Below are 20,068 nucleotides of genomic sequence, written 5' to 3'. Positions count from 1 at the left end.
TCCTCTTGTGAGTTAGAGGAAGCTTTGGTTTTTTGATTATAGGGAAGTAAGTAACTGCTCGGTTGCTAGCCAGGCACGTAGCACTTCTGCCACAGTCCAAGCTTGGGCAATACAACCTCGTGCCATCATAGGAGGATTACCATCAAATATTTCGCTGAGGCTGCCAACACCATGAGCATGAAGGTGATTAGCCATTGGTTCAAGAAATTGGCGGGCTTGAGCTGGATTTTTATAAACTCTCAGATACGCTAACACGAAGGGGCCAATTAGCCACCCCCACGTTGTCCCTTGATGATATGCGCCATCTCGTTGATGTTGATCACCACCATATTGTTCTTGGTACTGGGGATGATCAGGGGTAAGCGATCGCAAGCCGTGGGAAGTCAAGAGCATCTGCGCACAACTATCTACTACAGCTTTTTGTTGATTAGGAGTGAGAGGGCTTTCGGATAGGGACACGGCAAAAATTTGGTTGGGGCGTAGGGATGGATCGTTACCATCAGGCCCATCTAGCACATCATAGCAGTAACCTGTCTCCTGATTCCAAAAGCGTGAGAATCGAACTAAGGTACGTTCAGCCATTGCGTCAAACTCTTGGTGAGGTTTACCAATACGACGGGTGAAATGTGCCATTATCCGCAGCGCATTATACCAGAGAGCATTCACTTCTATCGGTTTGCCAATGCGTGGTGTGACTACCCAGTCACCAATTTTGGCATCCATCCAAGTCAGTTGTGTTCCCGCTTCTCCAGCGTAAAGTAACCCGTCTGCTGCATCTAGGTGAATCCTATAACGGGTGCCACGACTATGCCAATCAATAATATCTGTCAAGATAGGAAAAAGTTCTTCTAGCAAGTCATCATCTTCGGTAGCACGATAGTAAGCATATAGGGCTTCAAAATACCAAAGAGTAGCATCAACGGTGTTATATTCTGGTATCTCGCCTGCATCCGGAAAGCGATTTGGTAACATTCCCTTGTCTACATACTTGGCATAAGTGCGAAGAATTGAGCGAGCAATTTCTGGACGACCAGTAGAAAGAGTTAATCCTGGTAGACTGATCATTGTATCTCTTCCCCAGTCGCTAAACCAGTGATAGCCGGCAATAATGGTTTTGCCATGAGTGTCATCGTGTCTGGGACGATCCACAATAAATTGATCGGCTGTCAAAACCAAATGATTTATCCAGGTAGGAGTTTCTTTAGCGTGAGACGAACGGCTGGATTTCCACTGTGTAATTAACTTTTGCTCTTGCGTGTGGCGAAATCTAAGAGCTGCTTCACCATTTAAATCCGGTTCCTTCTCTGTACTAGCAACAAAAGTCAAAGATTCCCCAGGATTAAGAGTAATTTGGAAGGTAGCGGCGTGTAAATGGTCTTCACGATCACTTAATCCCCGATAACGTTCTGCTGCCAAGTCAAATCCATAATACCAGTTGTGAGCAGGAACAGCACTGGCGTGATCGCTCAACAAGTAAAGCGGTACAGCACTCTCGTAGGCAATCACGCAAATTCCTTGCTTTACTGAATCAACACTCATCTTCCAACCATTGCTTTGGGTGCTACCATGATAATCGCGGTAGTTCACCATTGCTTTGAGGGTTAGCTGTAACGGTTGAGAGGCACGGCGCAGAAGATAGTGGACGTAGGTAGTGTTGGCTCCTTGCTGCATCCAAATTCGTTTTTCTAATAAGGCATCGGCACAGGCATAACGCCACACAGGAATAGTGCCCTCCAAACAGAAACGTTCTATGTGCTGATAACCAATAGGACTGACAATTCCATCCGTCCAGCGGTTTGTATACAAATTGTAATTTTTGTCACCATACAAAACATTTTCATCCACCTTAGTTAATAGCAATGTTCTACCTAGAGGTGGTTTCAAAGCTGCCATCAGCAAGCCGTGATAGCGCCGAGTCAGTAATCCTGCTATGGTACCAGAAGCGTATCCACCTATGCCATTAGTTACTAACCACTCACGTGATTCTGCTGTATAGAGAATACCACAAATTTCCCTACCAAATTCAATGCACATATCAATATCACTGCCTACGTTTTGGAGAGCGCTGTTCTAATTATCCGTCGTGACTTTTACATCAGGCTGAGAACCTAATTAAGAGTTGCTAAGAACAAGGAAAAGGTTATAGGGAACAGGAAAATTACGCTTGAAGGAGTGAGGTATGAAAGTCTTCACCAAAGCTTGACATTAACACTTATGTCAAGGTTTAGCTTAAGAAAGTCAGTGCTAATTTGAATTTCATGCTTTACCCAGGACGGTTGCATCAATTTACGAAAGAACATATGGATGCTGTGGCGGCAATTCTCTGTGGATTGCTGTTGTTTTTCGGATGGTTAGCTTTGCACCTTGGCTTTTTGGGATGGGCGCTGCTACTGCTACCTGCTGCGTATATTATTGGTGGTTACGAAAGCGCCCTTGAGGGATTCACTACTCTTATCAAAGAAAGGGAACTAGATGTAGATTTATTGATGATTGTGGCAGCATTGGGTGCTGCTGGTTTAGGCTTGTGGCGAAAAGAATACTATCTAATTATTGATGGGGCAGTTTTGATTCTTATCTTTGCAGTTAGTGGTGCACTTGAAGGTTATGCCATGCAAAGAACGGAACGTAGTATTCGCAGTTTAATGAGCCTTACTCAAGATACAGCAAGAGTTATGCGTCAGGGACGAGAAGAGATAGTTCCTATCAACCAGCTGCAACTAGGAGATGAAATTATTGTCAAGCCAGGGGAGTTAATTCCCACAGATGCGATGATTTTGGAAGGTTACAGCGCTCTCAATCAGGCTGCAATTACAGGTGAATCCTTACCTGTAGAAAAGACGGTGGGTGAGGAAGTTTTTGCAGGCACGCTGAATGGATATGGAGCATTAAAGCTGAAGTTGCATCAACCACCAGAAAGTAGTTTAATTCAACGTGTAATTCGTTTAGTAAAGCAAGCACAAACAGAAGCACCGCCTTCTCAAGAATTTATTGAGCGATTTGAACGAAGGTACGCACAGGTAATCGTTATAGTTGGAATCTTTTTGACTATTTTGCCACCGTTTGTTTGGAATTGGGAATGGGAAACCACTATTTATCGTGCTTTAACTTTTTTAGTAGTGGCTTCTCCTTGTGCGCTGATGGCAGCAATTATGCCAACATTGCTATCAGGTATTGCTAATGGTGCAAAACAAGGAATTTTGTTTAAAAATGGCGCTCAATTGGAAAGAGTGGGAAAAGTGCGGGCGATCGCTTTTGATAAAACAGGTACTCTGACAACAGGGCAGGTAGAAGTATGTCAAGTAATTACTAATGATAAATATACGCAATCAGAAGTATTAAAAGCTGCTGCTGCTTTAGAATCTCGTTCTGAACATCCGATTGGTAAGGCGATTGTGCAAGCGGCTAGCGATTGGGAATATAACAGTGCTGTAGAGGTACAAGCTATACCAGGAAAGGGAATTGTTGGTTTGATGAAACAACAGCAATTCATTGTTGGTAATGCTGAGTTTGTACAGCAATATGCAACTAATTTACCTGTACTGTTGCAAGAAGTGGCTTATAATTTACAGCAAGAGGGCAAAACAGTTGTTTGGGTAGCAGAAGAGGACGCGGGGACGCGGGGACACTCTGACGCGGAGATAGTTTCTGTTTCTACTTCATTCAATATACTGGGTTTAATTGCCCTTGCTGATAAAATTAGACCGGAAGCCCCAAAAGCGATCGCACATTTACGGAAGCTAGGAGTTGAACAAATTGTCATGTTAACTGGGGATAACCAGCAAACTGCCAACAGTGTTGCTCAAGCAATTGGCATAGACCAAGTATATGCAGAGTTGCTACCAGAAGACAAGCTGCGTGTGATCCGTCATCTTCAAAAAGAATATGAGACAGTAGCAATGGTAGGTGATGGTATTAATGATGCACCGGCGCTAGCTCAGGCTTCTGTAGGTATTGCAATGGGGAAAGCGGGGAGCGATGTAGCTTTGGAAACGGCAGATATTGTCTTAATGGCAGATAAACTAGAGAAAATTGCAGTGGCTATGGGCTTGGGTAAAAGGGCGCAGGTGATTGTAAAACAAAATATAGTTATTGCTCTTTCGTTTATAGTCTTGCTTTTAGTTGGTAATTTTTTGGGAAATGTTAATTTACCACTAGGTGTGGTTGGGCATGAAGGTTCTACAGTATTGGTGACACTGAGTGGATTGAGATTGCTGAAATGAGGTATTTTGTAGGCATCTCAGATTTTGATTGAGGATAGTAAATAACGGTTTTGCTTAGACTAAAAACTCTTCAAGCAAGTTCAAATCTCAATTGGATGATTATTATTGAAACACCACGTCTGATCTTGCAACATCTCACCCTAGATGATGTGGATGAATTAGCTCGTATTTACGCCGATCCTGTTGTCATGAAGTTCTATCCTAGCCCATATACATATGAACAAACACAACAGCAGGTAGAGAGAATCATCAATACCTATCAACAAGGTGGTTGGAGCCTGTGGGCAACTATTCACAAAGGCGATCGCAAGTTGATCGGACGTTGTGGATTGATATCTCAGTTGGTAGATGGGCAACAAGAAGTGGAAATAGGTTATTTACTCGCTAAAGAATATTGGGGGCAAGGTTTGGCAACAGAAGCAGCTATTGCTTGTCGTAATTATGGTTTTGAGCAACTTGGTTTTCACCGCCTGATCTCACTGATTGATCCCGCAAATATAGCATCTCAAAAGGTAGCGATGAAGAATGGTATGAAATACGAGAAAGATGCCCATATGTGGGGCAAAATAGTGCGTGTTTATACGGTACAAAAATAAGAATTGAGATAATATGTCCAAACCCTTTACTTTTTTACTTTTAGTGGAGTTTTCCGCTAAAAAATCACCAGAGCGGTGGGATTGCCCGTGAACAAGTGCGATTGATTAGACATTAACCGCATTTAAGTTGAAAATACTTATTTCAACAGCATAGGTGAGTTCCTACACCTGGTGATTTACTTATTTTTAAGTATTGCGTTCAACTAAGCTGGCTACTACTGTAACTAACTCAGATGGATCGACGGGTTTAGGCATATGCAGTTGAAATCCTGCTTGTATTGCCTGACGGCGATCTTCTGCCCTAGCGTATGCTGTTAAAGCTGCTGCTGGAATTTTTCCTCCTTTTTCTGGCGGTTGTGATCGCAGGTGACGGATTAAAGAGTAACCATCTTCCTGTGGCATTCCGATATCGCTGACTAATACATCTGGTTTATAACGCTCAATGGCTGCGAGTGCTTCCTGTACCGATGCTACCGCTTGAACTTCAGCTTGGGATTCCTGAAGTACTGTAGTGAGAAAATCGCGAGTATCAGCTTCATCATCTACTACTAGTACACGCACACCACTGAGGCAGGGAGTAAGGGAAGGTGTGAGGGAAAAGGAAGGACTATTGACGATTGACTCTTGAGTATGGACTATTGGTTGTTCAGTCTTTAGAAGTGGTAAATTAACTATAAAAGTGGTGCCTTGTTCTTTTCCTGGACTTTCGACATGGATAGTACCGCCATGCATTTCTACTAGGTGACGCACGATCGCTAACCCCAATCCAAGTCCACCATAAGATCTGGTAATTGAACTATCTGCTTGACGAAAACGATCAAATACGTAAGGAAGAAAGTCTGAACTTATACCGATACCTGTATCTTTGACGGCTATTTGAGCACAGTTAGTAATTGGAGATTGGGGATCGGGCATTTCCCAGTCACTAGCTCCTGACAATTTTACCTCTACCCGTCCACCTGGGGGTGTGAATTTGATTGCATTGGAAAGTAAATTCCAAACTACCTGCTGCAAGCGTTCTGCATCACCGGAAATTACTGCTGCTGTTGGATCGAGTATCGTCTGAATTTGAATATTTTTAGTTTGAGCGGCTAAATTTACAGTATCTAAAGCAGTTTCAATAATGTTAATCAAATCGCAAGTGCGAACATTAAGACGCAGCTTACCTCTAATTATCCGCGAAATATCAAGTAAATCATCTATTAACTGTGTTTGCGCCCTTGCATTACGCTCAATAGTTTCCAGTGCTTTGTGAATTTGAGTTTCGTTGAGGTTGCTGCGGGAACGCAAAAGTTGAGACCAACCAAGGATAGCATTGAGAGGCGATCGCAATTCGTGAGACAATATTGCCAAGAATTCATCTTTCATGCGGTTTGCTTCTTGCAACTGCTCCGTTTGCTGCTGTAAAGAAGAAATTAAACTGGCACGTTCCATAGCGATCGCAACCTGATCGCAAACTGCTTGCATCATGCCCATTTCATTTTGGGTAAACTTCAAGCGAGTGCGGCTGATAAAGCACAAAGTACCCAATAAACGCCCTTGTGCCATCAACGGGTAACCATAATAAGCCGTAACACCAATACCACGTAGGAATTCTGACTTTGTGTCAGTTGATTGTTGTACATTTTCTACGGCGATCGGAAGGCGCTGTTGGGCAACAGTGCCGCACATTCCCATTCCAACCCTCAAGCATTCAATTTCTTTGGCACTTTCTTCATCAATGCCGCACCAAGAGGCTAGGTGCATGAGCTGAGAGTTTTCATCAACTAAATAGTTAAAGTAAACATCTAACCCGATCTGTTCTGAGAGCTTGCGGAATAAACTTTCAATTAGCGTGAGTGGTTCTTGGCTCGATAGTAAATCGCTAGCTGTACTAAATAATAAATGGAGCCGTTTATAGCCCAATGATAAGGCTTTTTCGACTCGCTTGAGATTGGTAATATCCTGAAATGTTAAAACACAAGTAGCCGAATGGCCGTGCATAGCTGGCAAAGTATCGGCATATATGAGCAAAGAGCGGATGCCTACTGGTGAATGCCAGTCTAACTCCACACCATCTAAGCGTTCGCCACGCGCCACTCTGATTCCTGGTGCTTGCTCGTCGGGAATTGGATTGCCATTAGCGTCTGTTGAATAGTAAAGAGTATGATAATCTGTAGCTGAATCTGCCATCGGAAATTTGCCTCCAGCTACTTCATTTGCTGCTTTGTTGGCAAAAGTTACCTGTGCCGTTCCAGGTTCAATCAAAAGTAGTGGTGTCGGCATCAGGTTAAGTACATCCTCTAGCCATTTTTGTTGATTTTTTTGAACTTCCTCTGCCTGTTTGCGGATTGTGATGTCCTCAGCAAAAGCTAAAATTTGATAAATTTTTCCCTCGTTATCTAAAATCGGCACATATTTAATTGATGTAGTCAATACACCACGTTCGGGGAAAGTAATTCTGGCTTCTGTTGTTTGGATGGTGCGTGTTTCGACTGCCTGAATCAAAGTTCCAAGATAAGATTCTGTTACCTTAGTAGGAAAAATTTCCTCATCCCTTCGTCCAATTATTTCTTCCTTTAGCTTTCCAAATAGCTGCAAAGCCGCCGCATTGACAAACTGAAATCGCCGTTGGGCATCATAAATGGCAAAAACATCTGGCATGTGATCAACCGCCAACCGAAATCGCTCTTCGCTTTGGATTAGCGCTGCTTGTGCTTGCTTGTGTGCGCTTAAATCTAGGATAAACGCAACTGACTCTTCTCGTTTGTTCCCCACTAGTGTGTAGCCGACTAAAACCGGGATTCGGTTGCCATCGCGACGAATATATTCTTTTTCGTAGGGAGTACAAGCACCATTTATTTGAGCTTCGGCTATTTTTTGTGCATCGATATCCAAATACTCTGGTGGCGTCATCTGTTTCCAGCTGATTTTGCCTGCTTTTAAATCTTTGCGAGAATACCCAATCATTTGCAGAAATTTGTCGTTTGCCTGCTGGATACCACCGTAGATGTCACCGTACAAAATGCCAATAACGTTAGCTTCTACCAATCTTCTCAGTTTTTCAGAATTTGTTTTTAATACTTCCTTGACGCGATCGCGTTGGTTAGCTAAACGTTGAACAGAGGAAGCTGTTTCCCAAATTAAAATCGCGAAAATTACAATTGAAATAATCGCAAACAGTGCTAAAGCAAACGCTGTATCGTAATGTTTTGCCCGTTGTCCTTGCAGAATTAACCATCCTGTAGCTAAAGGTACTGCAAACGCAGCCAGCAGCAAACGACGTGCAAGCAAACCACTATAGGTTTGACTAGTGACGATCTGCATTACCCCTTGCTGTGGTTGTAACCACAAAATTCCCACACAAAGCACTGTAAATGTTACTGCTGTGTGTAGTGCCATTGATGTTACATGGGGAAGTATGCCGTACAGAGCTTCTACTTGGTAGGCATAACCAATTAAAGCTAGCAAGGAAATCACGGCTGTAAATAAAGCCAAAATCTGTCCATACCAAATACTACGATGAGTTTTTGATTTCCCCAAAAGTTCTAAAGCTTTACTTATCAATATAAAGTTTACTGCTGTATTTAACCCCATCCGACCTGGTTGGAATGTCAATCTAGGATTTTCTTCCTCTAGAAATAACAGCTGATCGATACCGAAATTCCAGCCAAATAAATATTGGGTTAATATCAGCGTACCAATCGTGAAAACAGTAAATGCACATACTCTTGCCAGCAAAAGACTATAAGAGTGTTTGTGTATTTGCCCTGAAATTACTCTTATGTTGCTGTCTTCCCTGCTTTTGATAGATAACCACAGCGATATACCTAACAAAACAAAACATAATGCTGTATTTCCCTTCATGGTTACTTGACTGAGATTGAAGCAGTTCTTAAACACTTCTAAGTTGAACCACCAGCCAAACATGACAAGGCTGCCAACTACAATAGCGAACCCACTTCCAAGTTTTCCAATCAGTAAAGAATGTGAAGATATCTGATTTAAACTTTGTTGGCGCAAGCGGTTGACGTGCATCATTGAAGGTTATGTAACCGCATCTGTCTAGCGCGGTGAATTTTAAAATTTATTTATAACCATGGTTTAGTCACCAACGTATTTTATTTTACAAAATAGGAATTTTGAAATCTATCTTTATGCATATTTTTTGGTTAACAGAGAAATTATATTATTTGAAAATTTAGATTTTGACTTGCAAATCGCTTTCTAAACCTGGCTTGTATCAATACATTCTCACTATCATTGATAGACAATAGTAGATAATTACTATTACCAACTAACTACCAACTGTTGTATGGACAAAAACCTAAACAAACAATTTAAATCGCATTAGCTGTGTTTCTATTGTTCGCGGCAAAATTTTATTTAGCTCCTTTGTGTCTTGAAATTGTAAAATTTGAGTTGGTGGCAAGTCAAAGGGAAATTGTCCCAGTAAATCGGGGCGTTGCATTTGTGCTAGTAATATTTGCTCAGTTCGCTTACTTTGGATAGCATAGCCAATTTCTACACAGACATTTGGACTGGGAATTTGTTGAGCAGTTTCTTTGCCCTCAATACTAGCAATGGGTGTGGTGTCGGCAATAAACAACAAACTCCTACGAATTTTTCGCATCATTGCGCTGCCGATTCTAGTTGGTGAATCTTTAGAGCGATAAGATTCTAATAATTTGAGTGGCAAACGCGATCGCACATTCAACTTTTCCAGACTACTCAGTATTGCTTCACGCAGAGCATCACTTGCTTGTGCATATTCTGTTTGAGAACACAAAAAAATTGTTGGCTCTAACTGCGCCAACACCGACTGTTTAGTAAAATAAATTTCATGACTAATTAAGTCAATATTTGCTACTGCGTAGCCTCCACTGCCTTCTATATAAAATTCAATGTTTTCCCCTTCTAGATAGCGCCCAAACCACATTGATTGCCTAATTTCTTCGCTGTCTTCCAAAAAGTCCGCTCTCAGTCCTGATTTCAGCAGACTTTTTTTACTAAGACGAATATCTGGCGGGCGTTTTTCCAGCTCTGGTATCGGCTCGTAATTCTCAAGATACCATGCTCTTAGAGCAATTATTGACATAAGGTGCTATTTTTACTGTCTCGTGCTATTCCACTTAGTATTAGCTTACACCTAAGCTTGCTGTAAATAAAACAACAACACCCAAGCTGCTAAAAGGTGAGTGATTTCCTCTTTTTGTTAATCTTAGCCAGGGATGTACTGGGCAAATCACCTTTATATTCAGTGATTTTATCAGTTACAGCGCCCCCTTCTTTCCACTATGAGGAAATATCAACTTGTGAGTTGGGTGTTGCTATTTTGTGACGAGACAGATATATTTTCAACAGCGTTTTACCTCTTTCTTATTTTTAACTAGCTGTTCGATCTGCCAGGGAAGCTTTTTAGCTTCAATTATTAAGTTAGCACCTTTGCTCTGAAAATAAATTTCTTTGAAACTAAACTTTACTTTAGCCAATTAATTAACTTGATTAAATAGCGATTATATTTTACTTATAGCTTTAATTACAGCTAAAAATAGCTATGCAAAATCCAAAATTATCAATACAGTTTTACTTCATTAATTATTAAGTTTTGAAACTTTTCACTTTGCTATTTAAAGTTAACAGTTGAAATTAAAAAATTCATATTTCTATTGCTCTTGCTTGAGCTAGGGAACTCTAGGTAGGAAAACAAACGTCATTGGCGAAAGTAATATACAGGAGTAAAAAAGCAGCTATGGGTGATTAATTCAAAACGACACAACTACTCCCGACTGTTTTTATATCCTCTTTCCATTCAAGCGGTTGTTAGTGCAAAATGGTTAGATGTGTTTTAAATAATGCAACTAATATGTCTAGAACTCCGAATGAATACGCAGTTTACCTGATGATGGAAAGTGGACATCGGGAAGAAGTACGTTTTCCAACATTTCAAGATTTTCAGAAGTGGTATAGCGGCGCACTCACACCAAAGTCTGATTCCAACGACTTTATTAACGTACCGATCAAAAATATTCAGGGTGAATATATGGTAGTGCGTCCGTCTCGGATTGTGGCAATCCGGGTAGAACCGATATTTAGCTCTAGTGTGGAAAGATTTACATAAAAGATGAGAAAAACGCTTGCTGTGCTTTCTTTGAGCCTGGGAATTTCCTTTGTCAATCCTGTTTACTCTGCTTTGGCTCAACCCCTTAGTCTACCATTACCCAAAAATCCTGAACAAGTTCCACTACAAGTACCAAGCATTCCAGAAGTAACGCCGCCACTCAAGCCGATCACTCTAGGAACAGATTGTGTACCCAGTCACTTGTGCTTGGGATGGGATGAACAAATTTGGCAGGGAATGGGCAGACAGGGCGATCGCAAAGCTCTATTAGCAGCTATCGATCATAGCTTGCGTTTCCTAAACACAAAGGGGGCGATCACAGCGTACCAGAATTATCCGATTCCAGAAATTTCTCTAGCTCGTGTTCGTCGCAGTTTGCAACGTTTTCGTCAGTTAGTAGTTAGCTCCAAATCTCCAGCACAATTACAGGCGGCTGTACGTCGAGAGTTCGTCTTTTACAAATCAGTCGGCAACGATGGCAACGGTACTGTAAAGTTTACCGCCTATTACGAACCTGTATATACTGCCAGTCGCACTCGCACCTCGGCATACAAGTATCCTCTCTATAGACTCCCGGTAAACTTTGAGCAATGGGCTAAACCACACCCCAAACGATTAGATTTAGAAGGAAAAGATGGTTTACTAGGAGAGAAAAGTCCTTTACGTGGTTTAGAGTTATTTTGGTTTCGCAATCGTTTAGATGCTTATCTTGTACATATTCAAGGTTCTGCTCAACTTAAATTAACTGACGGTACCAGAACCTCTGTTGGTTATGCAGGAGGCACTGATTACCCTTGGACTAGTATTGGCAGAGAATTGGCTAAAGATGGCAAAGTAGCTTTAGAAGGTTTGACGTTACCCAAAGTAATTCAGTACTTCCGTCAATATCCGAAGGAGTTAAATAATTATTTACCCCGTTGGGAACGTTTTGTCTTTTTCAAAGAAACCAGTGGCAGCGCGGCTACTGGAAGTATTGGCGTACCCGTGACACCAGATCGTTCTATTGCCACAGATAAATCTTTAATGCCACCGGGAGCACTAGCGATAATTAACGCTTCATTTCCTTATCCTGCCAGTCGTGGCAAACTGGTTTTACGTCGAGTCAGTCGCTTCGTCCTGGATCAAGATACTGGTAGTGCTATTAAGGGGCCAGGACGGGTAGATTATTTTATGGGAACTGGTGAACTAGCAGGCGATCGCGCTGGGATAACAGGCAGTAGTGGAAGTTTATATTATTTGTTGTTGAAGGAATAAAATTAGTTTTCTTTACACAGTAGGGGCGTAAGGTATTATACCCTCGCCCCATTAATATCTGTGTTAAACCACATTCCAGACTGCTATAGTTATCGTCCTGCTACCATTTTCTGAGCCATCTGTAAGTGATCGGCAACAAGAGGTGCAATTTTACTTGCAAACGCTCTTAACTCTTGATCTTGTCCTTTTTTCAAGTAATTTTGATACTCAGCCAGCGTTTTTTTATGAGCTTGCACTTGTCCCTGCATATAGGCACGATCAAAATTACTACCAGTGGCATTTCTCAGTTTAGACAACAAAGCTTTGTTGTCTGGGCCGATATCTTTAGGCAATGTTACATTTTTGTTCTTTGCTATTTGCGTCAATTGTTTGCTAGAGTTTGTGTGCTCTTGAATCATGCGCTGTGCATAATCTCTCACAGCTTTGTTTTGAGAACGTTGGAGTGCCAGTTGACTTGTCTGGATCTCAGTTAGATCGCTTTGTGCAGCCCTAGTCAGAAATTCTCGATCTAGAGCGCTCAATGAAGTACCTGAATCAGTGGTACCAGGTGAACTAGCAGGAGCAGGTACGTTTCTTTGCGTACTTTGGACAAGAATAAATTGATTAGGACTGTTGGAATTACCAGAATTCAAGTTAGCTTGTGCTAGTGCTGGAAAACTGATCAAGGCACTTACACCAGCAACTCCTACAAAGCTGCCAACAAACTTTGTAATCGCCCTCACGTCACAAACAATATTCATTGATACCTATCCGTTTAAATTTTGGAAAATAAATGATTGGATTTGTGCTTCTCAAACGCAGTTGCAGAAAATTTTGAACAAGTAATGTTCTCAAAATTAAGTCTGATAGAAACTTTGACGATGATTCAGGTTGAATCATCCATCTTGCTATTAGATGTTCTAGCAAATCAAGCTTTAGTTGCTTCTTATGAAAAGGTAACTAGCGTCATTTTTTCAAACTTCTACCACAGGAATAGCCTGTCCTTCACCTTTAGAGGGACTTTAAAACTGTTGGGTATTACTTAGTTACAAAAGATATTGTCATATCATTAATGTGGCAAGAGGAGCAAAGGAGAATAATTTGTAGCCGTGATTTAGGGAATTGGCGTTTAGTAGTAATTTTTCTTTAGAGAAATAGATAGATGTAGAGAAGATTTATACAATACCTCTGATAACATCATCCTGAACAAGAGCAATAACCATCTAACTAATACAAAGGACTTCTCACCCAAAATGAAATTCAGTGAAATTTTAGAAAAACTTGGGGATGCTGCTGCCGTTAATAGCCTTAGTATCAAAAAAGAGTATGATCCAGAAATAACAGCACTCGCAGCGGTTGATGAGGCGACAAGCGGTACCCTTAGCTACATTGAAGGGACAAAATTTTCTGCGATGGTATCTAAGACAAACGCAAGTGCTTTAATTTTGCCTCCAGATGAAACATTGCAGGCACAAGCACAAGAACGTGATATTGCCTGGATCGCTACTCTAGAGCCAAGACTGTTGTTTGCTAAAGTACTGAAATTGTTCTATCAACCTTGGCGTCCGGCTCCAGATATTCATTCTACTGCGGTAATTCATCCTACAGCAAAAATTGGCAACGAAGTTTACATTGGTCCTCATGTGGTGATTCATCAAGGAGTAGAAATTGGCAATGGAGTATGCATTCACCCTAACGTTGTCATTTATCCCGATACAAAGATTGGCGATCGCACTACCTTACACGCCAACTGTACTATCCACGAGCGTACTCTGATCGGCACAGACTGCGAAATTCATAGCGGCGCAGTCATTGGTGCTGAAGGCTTTGGTTTTGTGCCTACTGCTACGGGTTGGCTAAAAATGGAACAATCAGGTTATACTGTCTTAGAAGATGGAGTAGTCATTGGCTGTAACAGCGCTGTTGACCGTCCTGCTGTCGGAGAAACACGGATAGGCCGCTATACAGTAATTGATAATTTGGTACAAATCGGTCATGGTTGTCAAATTGGCGCTGGTTGTGCGTTAGCAGGACAATCTGGGATGGCAGGAGGCGTCAAAATTGGAAATCGTGTGATTCTAGCTGGGCAAGTAGGAATTGCCAATCAGGTAAAAATTGGCGATGGTGCGATCGCATCTGCAAAAGCCGGAATTCACAGTGATGTTCCACCCAGAGAAATTGTCTCTGGAACTCCCGCTCTACCTCACAAACAATATCTGAAGGTGTCTGCTGTTTTAAGTCGCTTACCAGATATTTATCAATCTTTGAAACAACTACAGAGACAAATCGGGCAAAAGTAAGAAATTAGTTATTGGTCATTAGTCATTAATCATTAGTCATGAGTTCGGATGAGGTGGCTCTAGATTCATAAGTCCATGTTCATGAGTTGCGTTTTTGACTAGTGATTAGTGATGTTATTTGTTTGAAGATGTATCTGGAAAGTACGACTAAGACAGGTAGGGTTTTCCTCACTAATTTAATTGCTATTTTCAGCCAATATAAAGATAAAGGCGACTAAATAAACGCCCAGAAAAATTAGAACCTGAGAACTCGTTAGAGTACGGATAAAAATTTTAAGTAACCTTGGATTCAGTTGTAATACTGCTCAAAGGAGGCTAAATCTGTTATGGCACTCATACGTTGGCAACCTTTCCAAGAGATAGAAACTATTCGTCGTCAAATGGATCAGATGTTTGATGACTTGGCTGGAGTTAACCGTGAGTACACGACAACTTGGACACCTGCAATCGAGTTAGAAGATACAGAGGATAATCTAATTTTGCGAGCCGAAATTCCAGGTATAGAAGGTAAAGATTTAGACATTCAAGTAGCAAGAGAATCTGTATCTATTGCGGGCGAAACTCGGCATGAAAGCAAAACCCAAGAGCGTGGATATCTCCGCTCAGAGTTCCGCTACGGTAATTTCCAACGCACAATTCCTCTACCTGTTCCTATCAAGAATGATCAAGTTCAAGCAGAGTTTAAGAATGGTATTTTGAACTTAACGCTACCAAAGGCAGAAGAAGCTAAAAAGAGAGTGGTGAAGATTAATTTAGAAGATGGTAAAACGTCACTTCCCGGATCAGAAACTGTTCAAGTGGTTTAAATATCTAAAGGAAAGTAGGTGATAAATTACACCATAAATTATGTAATTTGTAACAAATTAATCTATTAGCATAAATAATACTAGGAGAGTGGATATTATCCACTCTTTTTTATGTCTATTTTTTTACACTTTTATTGATAACTACTTTTGACTTACTTAATTAAAATCTTTGAGTAATCAGTGCTTAGGCATAAATATCTAGCTATTTTTCAACACCAGTGAAATAGCTGTATTCTTACCCTGTTCTCCCAATCCTGTTCCCTTACCTAACTAGATAATTTATTTTGCTCGACTACTTAATACCGAAAAATTTTATTGATTAAAAAATGAATGTAAAATCGGTATTAATTATCGTAAAAAATTGTGGTCAATCAAGGAAAAACTAACTGCATGACTAGAGAAAAATCTATACCACATGGCAATTTTATAGAAAAAATACAGATAGAAATGATTGGTAAGCTAGCAGTTGGCAAGTACGTTATCCAGGTTGGCTCAAGTTATGGTGCGATCGCAAATACAGCGACTCCACAAAAGCAGCCTACTTTACAACAAAATTCTACACCAGCGTTAATACGACATCCTCCATATAAGCAGCGACTAGAGTATCAAGAATTACTTCAAGAAGCGAGCGCAGCTTTACAATCTAGACAATCAGTAGAATTTTGCACTCCTATAGGTTTTGCTCAGACAGAATTATTACTTTATCTGGCTCACGAATTACAAGTTAGCTCTAGTTTTGCTGACGGTGTTATATATTTATCTTCAATTCATCCTTACGTAGATGATTTACTTCAATCGATTTGGGAAGTTTTTTATCAAAGCGATATTCCTTATAAACCTACTAATAAACAAATTCGACAACAAATTCAGAATAAACAAGCGCTAATTGTATTGAATGAGAATAAACTCACTGCAGAGGAAGTAACAGAATTAAGAAATGCTTTAAGTAAATGTACCTTTGTTTTCGCTTCCTCAAAAAAGCATCTTCAGAAACAAGGACGTTCTATCGAGCTTTCTGAACTCTCTATTCAAGATGCTTTAGTTTTAGTGGAAGAGGAACTCCAAAGCTCACTCACGATTAAGGAAAGACCTGCGGCAATATCATTGTGTAAAATTATGCAGGGGCATCCGATATATCTGCGCTTGGCGATCGCTTATATGCTGGAAGATGGGCGATCGCTTGTCGAGATTGTCAACCAACTGCCAACTTCCAAGCCAGAAAAATATTTAATCCAACAAATCCTAAAGTCGCTCACAGGCAGGCAAAGAAGCATTTTGGATTTATTAGCCGTAATGGGTGATGCAGGGTTGTCAGCCGAACAAATTATAGCTATCACACAACTGCCTAAAACTCTTACTATGTTAGAGAGTTTATGTCGGCTTCATCTTCTTCGCCAACAAGAAAATCGCTACACTCTAAATAAGATAATTGCAGAAGTTTTACCACCAGCATGGAAGCTGAAAGCAGCCTCAGAAAGCGCTATTACCTACTTTATAGATTGGACACAAAAGTATTATCAGCAACCAACAATATTAAGTACAGAAATTGATGCGATCGTACAAATAATAGAAGTAGCAGTTAAAGCCAATCGTTGGCAAAATGTATTGCGCTTGGTAAAAGCAATAGAAGGCTCGCTCGCTTTAAACAAGCAATGGAGTTTATGGGAGCAAGTTTTGCAGCAAGGATTGCAAGCATCTCAAGCTAGAGGAGATCGAGCCTCTGAAGCTTGGATACTTCATCAGCTGGGTACTCGTACCCTTTGTTTAGAGGAAAATAGCGTCGCAGCAGATTACCTCACTAAAGCACTAGAAATAAGATTATCTTTGAATGAAAAGATAGCAGTAACAGCAACTCGCTATAATTTCGATTTTCTTTCCTCAAATGTATCTACTTTGCCACCTCAAAATTTTCAAAATAGTAGTGCAGATACAAATTTAAATCACAATCAACAGGTGAGAAGGGATACCAATCCGCAGTTATCATCCTCGCCACCAGCATTAACTCGAATGTCTATAGTCACGAAAAATACTTCATCTTTATATAAGCCTAAAAAGTCAAATTTTTTATTCTCACCTACAAAAATCATTGCCACTGGAATTTTAGCTTCAGGCGGGTTATTGATTTTGTTTAATTGGCATCGTTTTACACCTTTACCTACTAAATCACCCAGCAGTGAGCCAAAGGCAACTATTAACCCAGTGCCTAAGGCTAAACCCACTTCCAGGGCAACTCAGACACCTTCAGCAATTACTCAACCCACTTCTGTGCCTACTGCAACGCTGTCACCTTTACCCGAAAACACACCAATTATAGATCCGGTACTAACATTCCCTAAACCAACTACTGGCAGAAGCCAACAACCTAACACTAAAGTAACATCTTCACCTACACCAACATCGACATCAGAAGCTACGCCTCTTTCTATACCAACACCAACCGTAGAAACTACACCTACTCCAACACCAACATCTCCTCCACTGTTTGAGTCTCCAAGCCCAGAAAGCCTAGCGATACCAACTTTTACACCAACACCCGAACCATCAAATTCAGAAGTTCCATCTTCGTCAATCATCACACCGCCACCAACAGCAGCGGCGACACCAAAAGCAGAAATTACATCTCCTAATTTAGATCTAACCGTGCCAACACAAGAACTGTTCAATCAACCACCAACACCAAAAAGCGAAACCGAATTTTCGATTCCAGATGTGACGGTAACAACAATAGAAGAACAGTTAAATCAACAGTGAAAGGTTAGTAGATAGTGATTAGTGGATAGTAGGGCAGCCAGTGCGGTGGTGAACCAGCACTGCGGACGGATTTCCCGCCGCAGGTGACTGGTGTAGACGCGGAGCGGATAAGCGAAAGCAAGGGTTTCCCGGCATAAGAGCCAGCGCGTTGCGGAGCCGTGCGCCCTTGCGGGTTAAGCGCGTTGTAGCAACTGGCGTCAACTGGTGTGCAGGTTTTGCTGATTATTTTTGGGCTACTATCGATAATTTATCTTTTAAACTCGCCCGTACAGTGGTTAGTGGTTGATGTTTAGTGGGGAGGTGTCAAAGTCATACCTACTAACTACTGTACGATTGGATTTTATCTGGGTTTTATCAATTATGTCTGATTTAAATCGACAATTGCTCTTGTTAAACCCGTCCCTAATAGCTACTAACTACTATCTACTAACTCCTACCTATCTACTATCTATTCACCAAAATTCCCAATTTCTCCAACACAGGTTTAGTAGAAACAATATGTCTTTCTAAGCCCAATTCTTTTGGACTAATTCCCACTGCCAGAGCAATCAATTGGGGTAAGTGCAACACTGGTAAACCGAGTTTCTGCCCAATCACTTTTTCTACCTCTGGTTGGCGAGAATCTAGGTTCAGGTGACACAGAGGGCAAGGAGTTACTATACAATCAGCACCAGCTGCTAAAGCTTCTTGAATATGCATTCCCGCCATTTTAAAAGATTGAGTGGTAGCGTAGCTAGAAAGAGGCCAACCACAACATTGTGTACGACCTTTATAATAAATTGGTGTGGCTCCCAATGCCTGAAATACATTTTCCATCCCCTCTGGTTGAAAAGGATCTTCATAGGGCATAGATTTTTGAGCACGGAGAAGATAACAGCCGTAAAAGGCAGCACACTTTAGCCCAGTTAATTTACGAGTAACTCTTCGTTTAATTTCTTCTAAACCATAATCTTTTACTAGAGCATAAAGGATATGCTTTACTTCAACTGTTCCTCGATAAGGCGAACAGCCTTCTTTTTTCAGCAAGCTATTAACCTGTTTTACATAAGCAGGGTTTGTTTTCTGGCATTCTTTTAATTGTTCATCGACATGACCAATCACACCTTGGCAAGTGCTGCAATGAGTTAGTAAAGGTAAATTTAATTGTTCTGCCAAAGCAATATTTCGAGCATTAACAGTATCTTCTAATAATTGAGAATCTTCTTTAAACGTGCCGGAACCACAACAAGCTGCTTTTTTGAGTTCAATGAGTTCAATGCCCAATGCTTTAGTTAGGGCAATAGTTGACTGATGAAGTTCCCGGCAAGCTCCTTGAGCAACACAGCCAGGGTAGTAAGCGTACTTTAAAGTATGGGATAGCATAGAAATTGATAATTATGAGGTCATAGACTTATACGATAACTTTTTTATCATCGCTTGTTAGTGACGATTGCAAGACAGTTGATTGTAGAGTGTATATTCTTAAAAAAAATTAGTAAGAATTGCAAAACAGAACTGTTTAAACCGTAGATGCGACACTTAGCGTGTTCTATTGCCCCAGCGCTTGAGCAGTAGCTTTGTTTCTAATAGAAACAGCAGAAAGATTTTCTCAAAGAAAATTCTTTAGTAGTATACGGGCGATCGCGCTTTCCGATAAGATAAATATGCTCAAAATCATGTCCCCCATTAAAGAGCGGATTTAGCAACAGATTGAGGAATTTAATCTATGAGCCAAGCGGAAATTTTTGAAAAGGTTAAGAAAATCGTCTCCGAACAACTGAGTGTTGAGGCTGATAAAGTCACGCCACAAGCTAGCTTTGCCAATGACTTGGGAGCTGATTCTTTGGATACTGTGGAACTAGTAATGGCTTTAGAAGAAGAATTTGATATCGAAATTCCCGATGAAGCCGCAGAAAAGATTACAACAGTTCAAGAGGCAGTTGATTACATCAACGACAAAGTTGCCGCATCCGCCTAGTATTGGGTACTGGGTACTAGGTATTGGGTATTGGGTACTGGGTATTGAGAAAATACTTTCCTAGTCCCTAGCCCCCAGTCCTTAGTCCCTAATCCCTGAATCCCT

Annotated in this window: 13 protein-coding genes; 8 read left to right on the top strand and 5 right to left on the bottom strand. The window is 40.9% G+C overall.

Annotation, left to right across the window (positions count from 1 at the left end; all coding sequences use genetic code 11):
* Positions 1-36: 36 nt before the first annotated feature.
* Positions 37-2,034 carry an amylo-alpha-1,6-glucosidase gene (locus U2718_RS16575; protein ID WP_341996835.1) on the bottom strand — a complete coding sequence of 666 codons (1,998 nt, stop codon included), beginning with the start codon at positions 2,032-2,034 and terminating at the stop codon, positions 37-39.
* A 224-nt stretch (positions 2,035-2,258) separates the two neighbouring features.
* On the opposite strand from U2718_RS16575, the gene U2718_RS16570 reads away from it, so the two are divergent.
* Both U2718_RS16570 and U2718_RS16565 read left to right on the top strand, forming a co-directional pair.
* Complete coding sequence (locus U2718_RS16570) at positions 2,259-4,220, top strand: heavy metal translocating P-type ATPase (RefSeq protein WP_341996833.1); 1,962 nt, start codon at positions 2,259-2,261, stop codon at positions 4,218-4,220.
* A gap of 95 nt (positions 4,221-4,315) precedes the next feature.
* Entirely contained in the window at positions 4,316-4,816 is a 501-nt protein-coding gene (locus U2718_RS16565) for a GNAT family N-acetyltransferase (RefSeq protein WP_341996831.1), read from the top strand.
* A gap of 186 nt (positions 4,817-5,002) precedes the next feature.
* On the opposite strand, the gene U2718_RS16560 is transcribed toward U2718_RS16565, so the two are convergent.
* Together U2718_RS16560 and U2718_RS16555 are read right to left on the bottom strand one after the other, a co-directional pair.
* A complete protein-coding gene (locus U2718_RS16560) occupies positions 5,003-8,836 on the bottom strand; it encodes a PAS domain S-box protein (RefSeq protein WP_341996829.1) in 3,834 nt (1,277 codons plus the stop codon).
* 286 nt (positions 8,837-9,122) lie between these two features.
* Positions 9,123-9,893, bottom strand: coding sequence for a hypothetical protein (locus U2718_RS16555; RefSeq protein ID WP_341996827.1), 771 nt, complete (start codon positions 9,891-9,893; stop codon positions 9,123-9,125).
* A gap of 768 nt (positions 9,894-10,661) precedes the next feature.
* On the opposite strand from U2718_RS16555, the gene U2718_RS16550 reads away from it, so the two are divergent.
* Together U2718_RS16550 and U2718_RS16545 are read left to right on the top strand one after the other, a co-directional pair.
* Positions 10,662-10,916: a hypothetical protein gene (locus U2718_RS16550; protein ID WP_289788618.1), complete on the top strand. Its 255-nt coding sequence runs from the start codon at positions 10,662-10,664 to the stop codon at positions 10,914-10,916.
* Between the two features lie 3 nt (positions 10,917-10,919).
* Entirely contained in the window at positions 10,920-12,170 is a 1,251-nt protein-coding gene (locus U2718_RS16545) for a murein transglycosylase A (RefSeq protein ID WP_341996825.1), read from the top strand.
* Positions 12,171-12,259: 89 nt separating this feature from the next.
* Here U2718_RS16545 and U2718_RS16540 read toward each other — a convergent pair whose 3' ends face one another.
* Entirely contained in the window at positions 12,260-12,910 is a 651-nt protein-coding gene (locus tag U2718_RS16540; protein ID WP_341996823.1) for a DUF4142 domain-containing protein, read from the bottom strand.
* Positions 12,911-13,402: 492 nt separating this feature from the next.
* On the opposite strand from U2718_RS16540, the gene lpxD reads away from it, so the two are divergent.
* The 3 genes from lpxD (at position 13,403) to U2718_RS16525 (ending at position 18,006) form a co-directional block, all read left to right on the top strand.
* Complete coding sequence (gene lpxD, locus U2718_RS16535; protein ID WP_341996820.1) at positions 13,403-14,449, top strand: UDP-3-O-(3-hydroxymyristoyl)glucosamine N-acyltransferase; 1,047 nt, start codon at positions 13,403-13,405, stop codon at positions 14,447-14,449.
* Positions 14,450-14,775: 326 nt separating this feature from the next.
* A complete protein-coding gene (locus U2718_RS16530) occupies positions 14,776-15,255 on the top strand; it encodes an Hsp20/alpha crystallin family protein (protein ID WP_341996819.1) in 480 nt (159 codons plus the stop codon).
* A 390-nt stretch (positions 15,256-15,645) separates the two neighbouring features.
* A complete protein-coding gene (locus U2718_RS16525) occupies positions 15,646-18,006 on the top strand; it encodes a hypothetical protein (RefSeq protein ID WP_341996816.1) in 2,361 nt (786 codons plus the stop codon).
* 444 nt (positions 18,007-18,450) lie between these two features.
* Here U2718_RS16525 and U2718_RS16520 read toward each other — a convergent pair whose 3' ends face one another.
* A complete protein-coding gene (locus U2718_RS16520) occupies positions 18,451-19,368 on the bottom strand; it encodes a CoB--CoM heterodisulfide reductase iron-sulfur subunit B family protein (RefSeq protein ID WP_341996814.1) in 918 nt (305 codons plus the stop codon).
* Between the two features lie 343 nt (positions 19,369-19,711).
* Here U2718_RS16520 and acpP point away from each other — a divergent pair, with 343 nt between their 5' ends.
* The gene (acpP, locus tag U2718_RS16515; protein WP_289788612.1) at positions 19,712-19,963 is read left to right on the top strand and encodes an acyl carrier protein; all 252 of its coding nucleotides are present in this window, start codon (positions 19,712-19,714) and stop codon (positions 19,961-19,963) included.
* The last annotated feature ends 105 nt before the right edge of the window (positions 19,964-20,068 follow it).

Source organism: Chlorogloeopsis sp. ULAP02 (assembly GCF_038404745.2).
Taxonomy (GTDB): domain Bacteria; phylum Cyanobacteriota; class Cyanobacteriia; order Cyanobacteriales; family Nostocaceae; genus Chlorogloeopsis.
This window is presented reverse-complemented; position numbering and strand designations above follow the sequence as displayed.

What these genes read in the sequence shown, in the direction of transcription:
- U2718_RS16575 (WP_341996835.1), bottom strand. Translation starts at nt 2,034, where the DNA reads ATGTGCATTGAATTTGGTAGGGAAATTTGTGGTATTCTCTATACAGCA.
- U2718_RS16570 (WP_341996833.1), top strand. Translation starts at nt 2,259, where the DNA reads ATGCTTTACCCAGGACGGTTGCATCAATTTACGAAAGAACATATGGAT.
- U2718_RS16565 (WP_341996831.1), top strand. Translation starts at nt 4,316, where the DNA reads ATGATTATTATTGAAACACCACGTCTGATCTTGCAACATCTCACCCTA.
- U2718_RS16560 (WP_341996829.1), bottom strand. Translation starts at nt 8,836, where the DNA reads ATGATGCACGTCAACCGCTTGCGCCAACAAAGTTTAAATCAGATATCT.
- U2718_RS16555 (WP_341996827.1), bottom strand. Translation starts at nt 9,893, where the DNA reads ATGTCAATAATTGCTCTAAGAGCATGGTATCTTGAGAATTACGAGCCG.
- U2718_RS16550 (WP_289788618.1), top strand. Translation starts at nt 10,662, where the DNA reads ATGTCTAGAACTCCGAATGAATACGCAGTTTACCTGATGATGGAAAGT.
- U2718_RS16545 (WP_341996825.1), top strand. Translation starts at nt 10,920, where the DNA reads ATGAGAAAAACGCTTGCTGTGCTTTCTTTGAGCCTGGGAATTTCCTTT.
- U2718_RS16540 (WP_341996823.1), bottom strand. Translation starts at nt 12,910, where the DNA reads ATGAATATTGTTTGTGACGTGAGGGCGATTACAAAGTTTGTTGGCAGC.
- lpxD (WP_341996820.1), top strand. Translation starts at nt 13,403, where the DNA reads ATGAAATTCAGTGAAATTTTAGAAAAACTTGGGGATGCTGCTGCCGTT.
- U2718_RS16530 (WP_341996819.1), top strand. Translation starts at nt 14,776, where the DNA reads ATGGCACTCATACGTTGGCAACCTTTCCAAGAGATAGAAACTATTCGT.
- U2718_RS16525 (WP_341996816.1), top strand. Translation starts at nt 15,646, where the DNA reads ATGACTAGAGAAAAATCTATACCACATGGCAATTTTATAGAAAAAATA.
- U2718_RS16520 (WP_341996814.1), bottom strand. Translation starts at nt 19,368, where the DNA reads ATGCTATCCCATACTTTAAAGTACGCTTACTACCCTGGCTGTGTTGCT.
- acpP (WP_289788612.1), top strand. Translation starts at nt 19,712, where the DNA reads ATGAGCCAAGCGGAAATTTTTGAAAAGGTTAAGAAAATCGTCTCCGAA.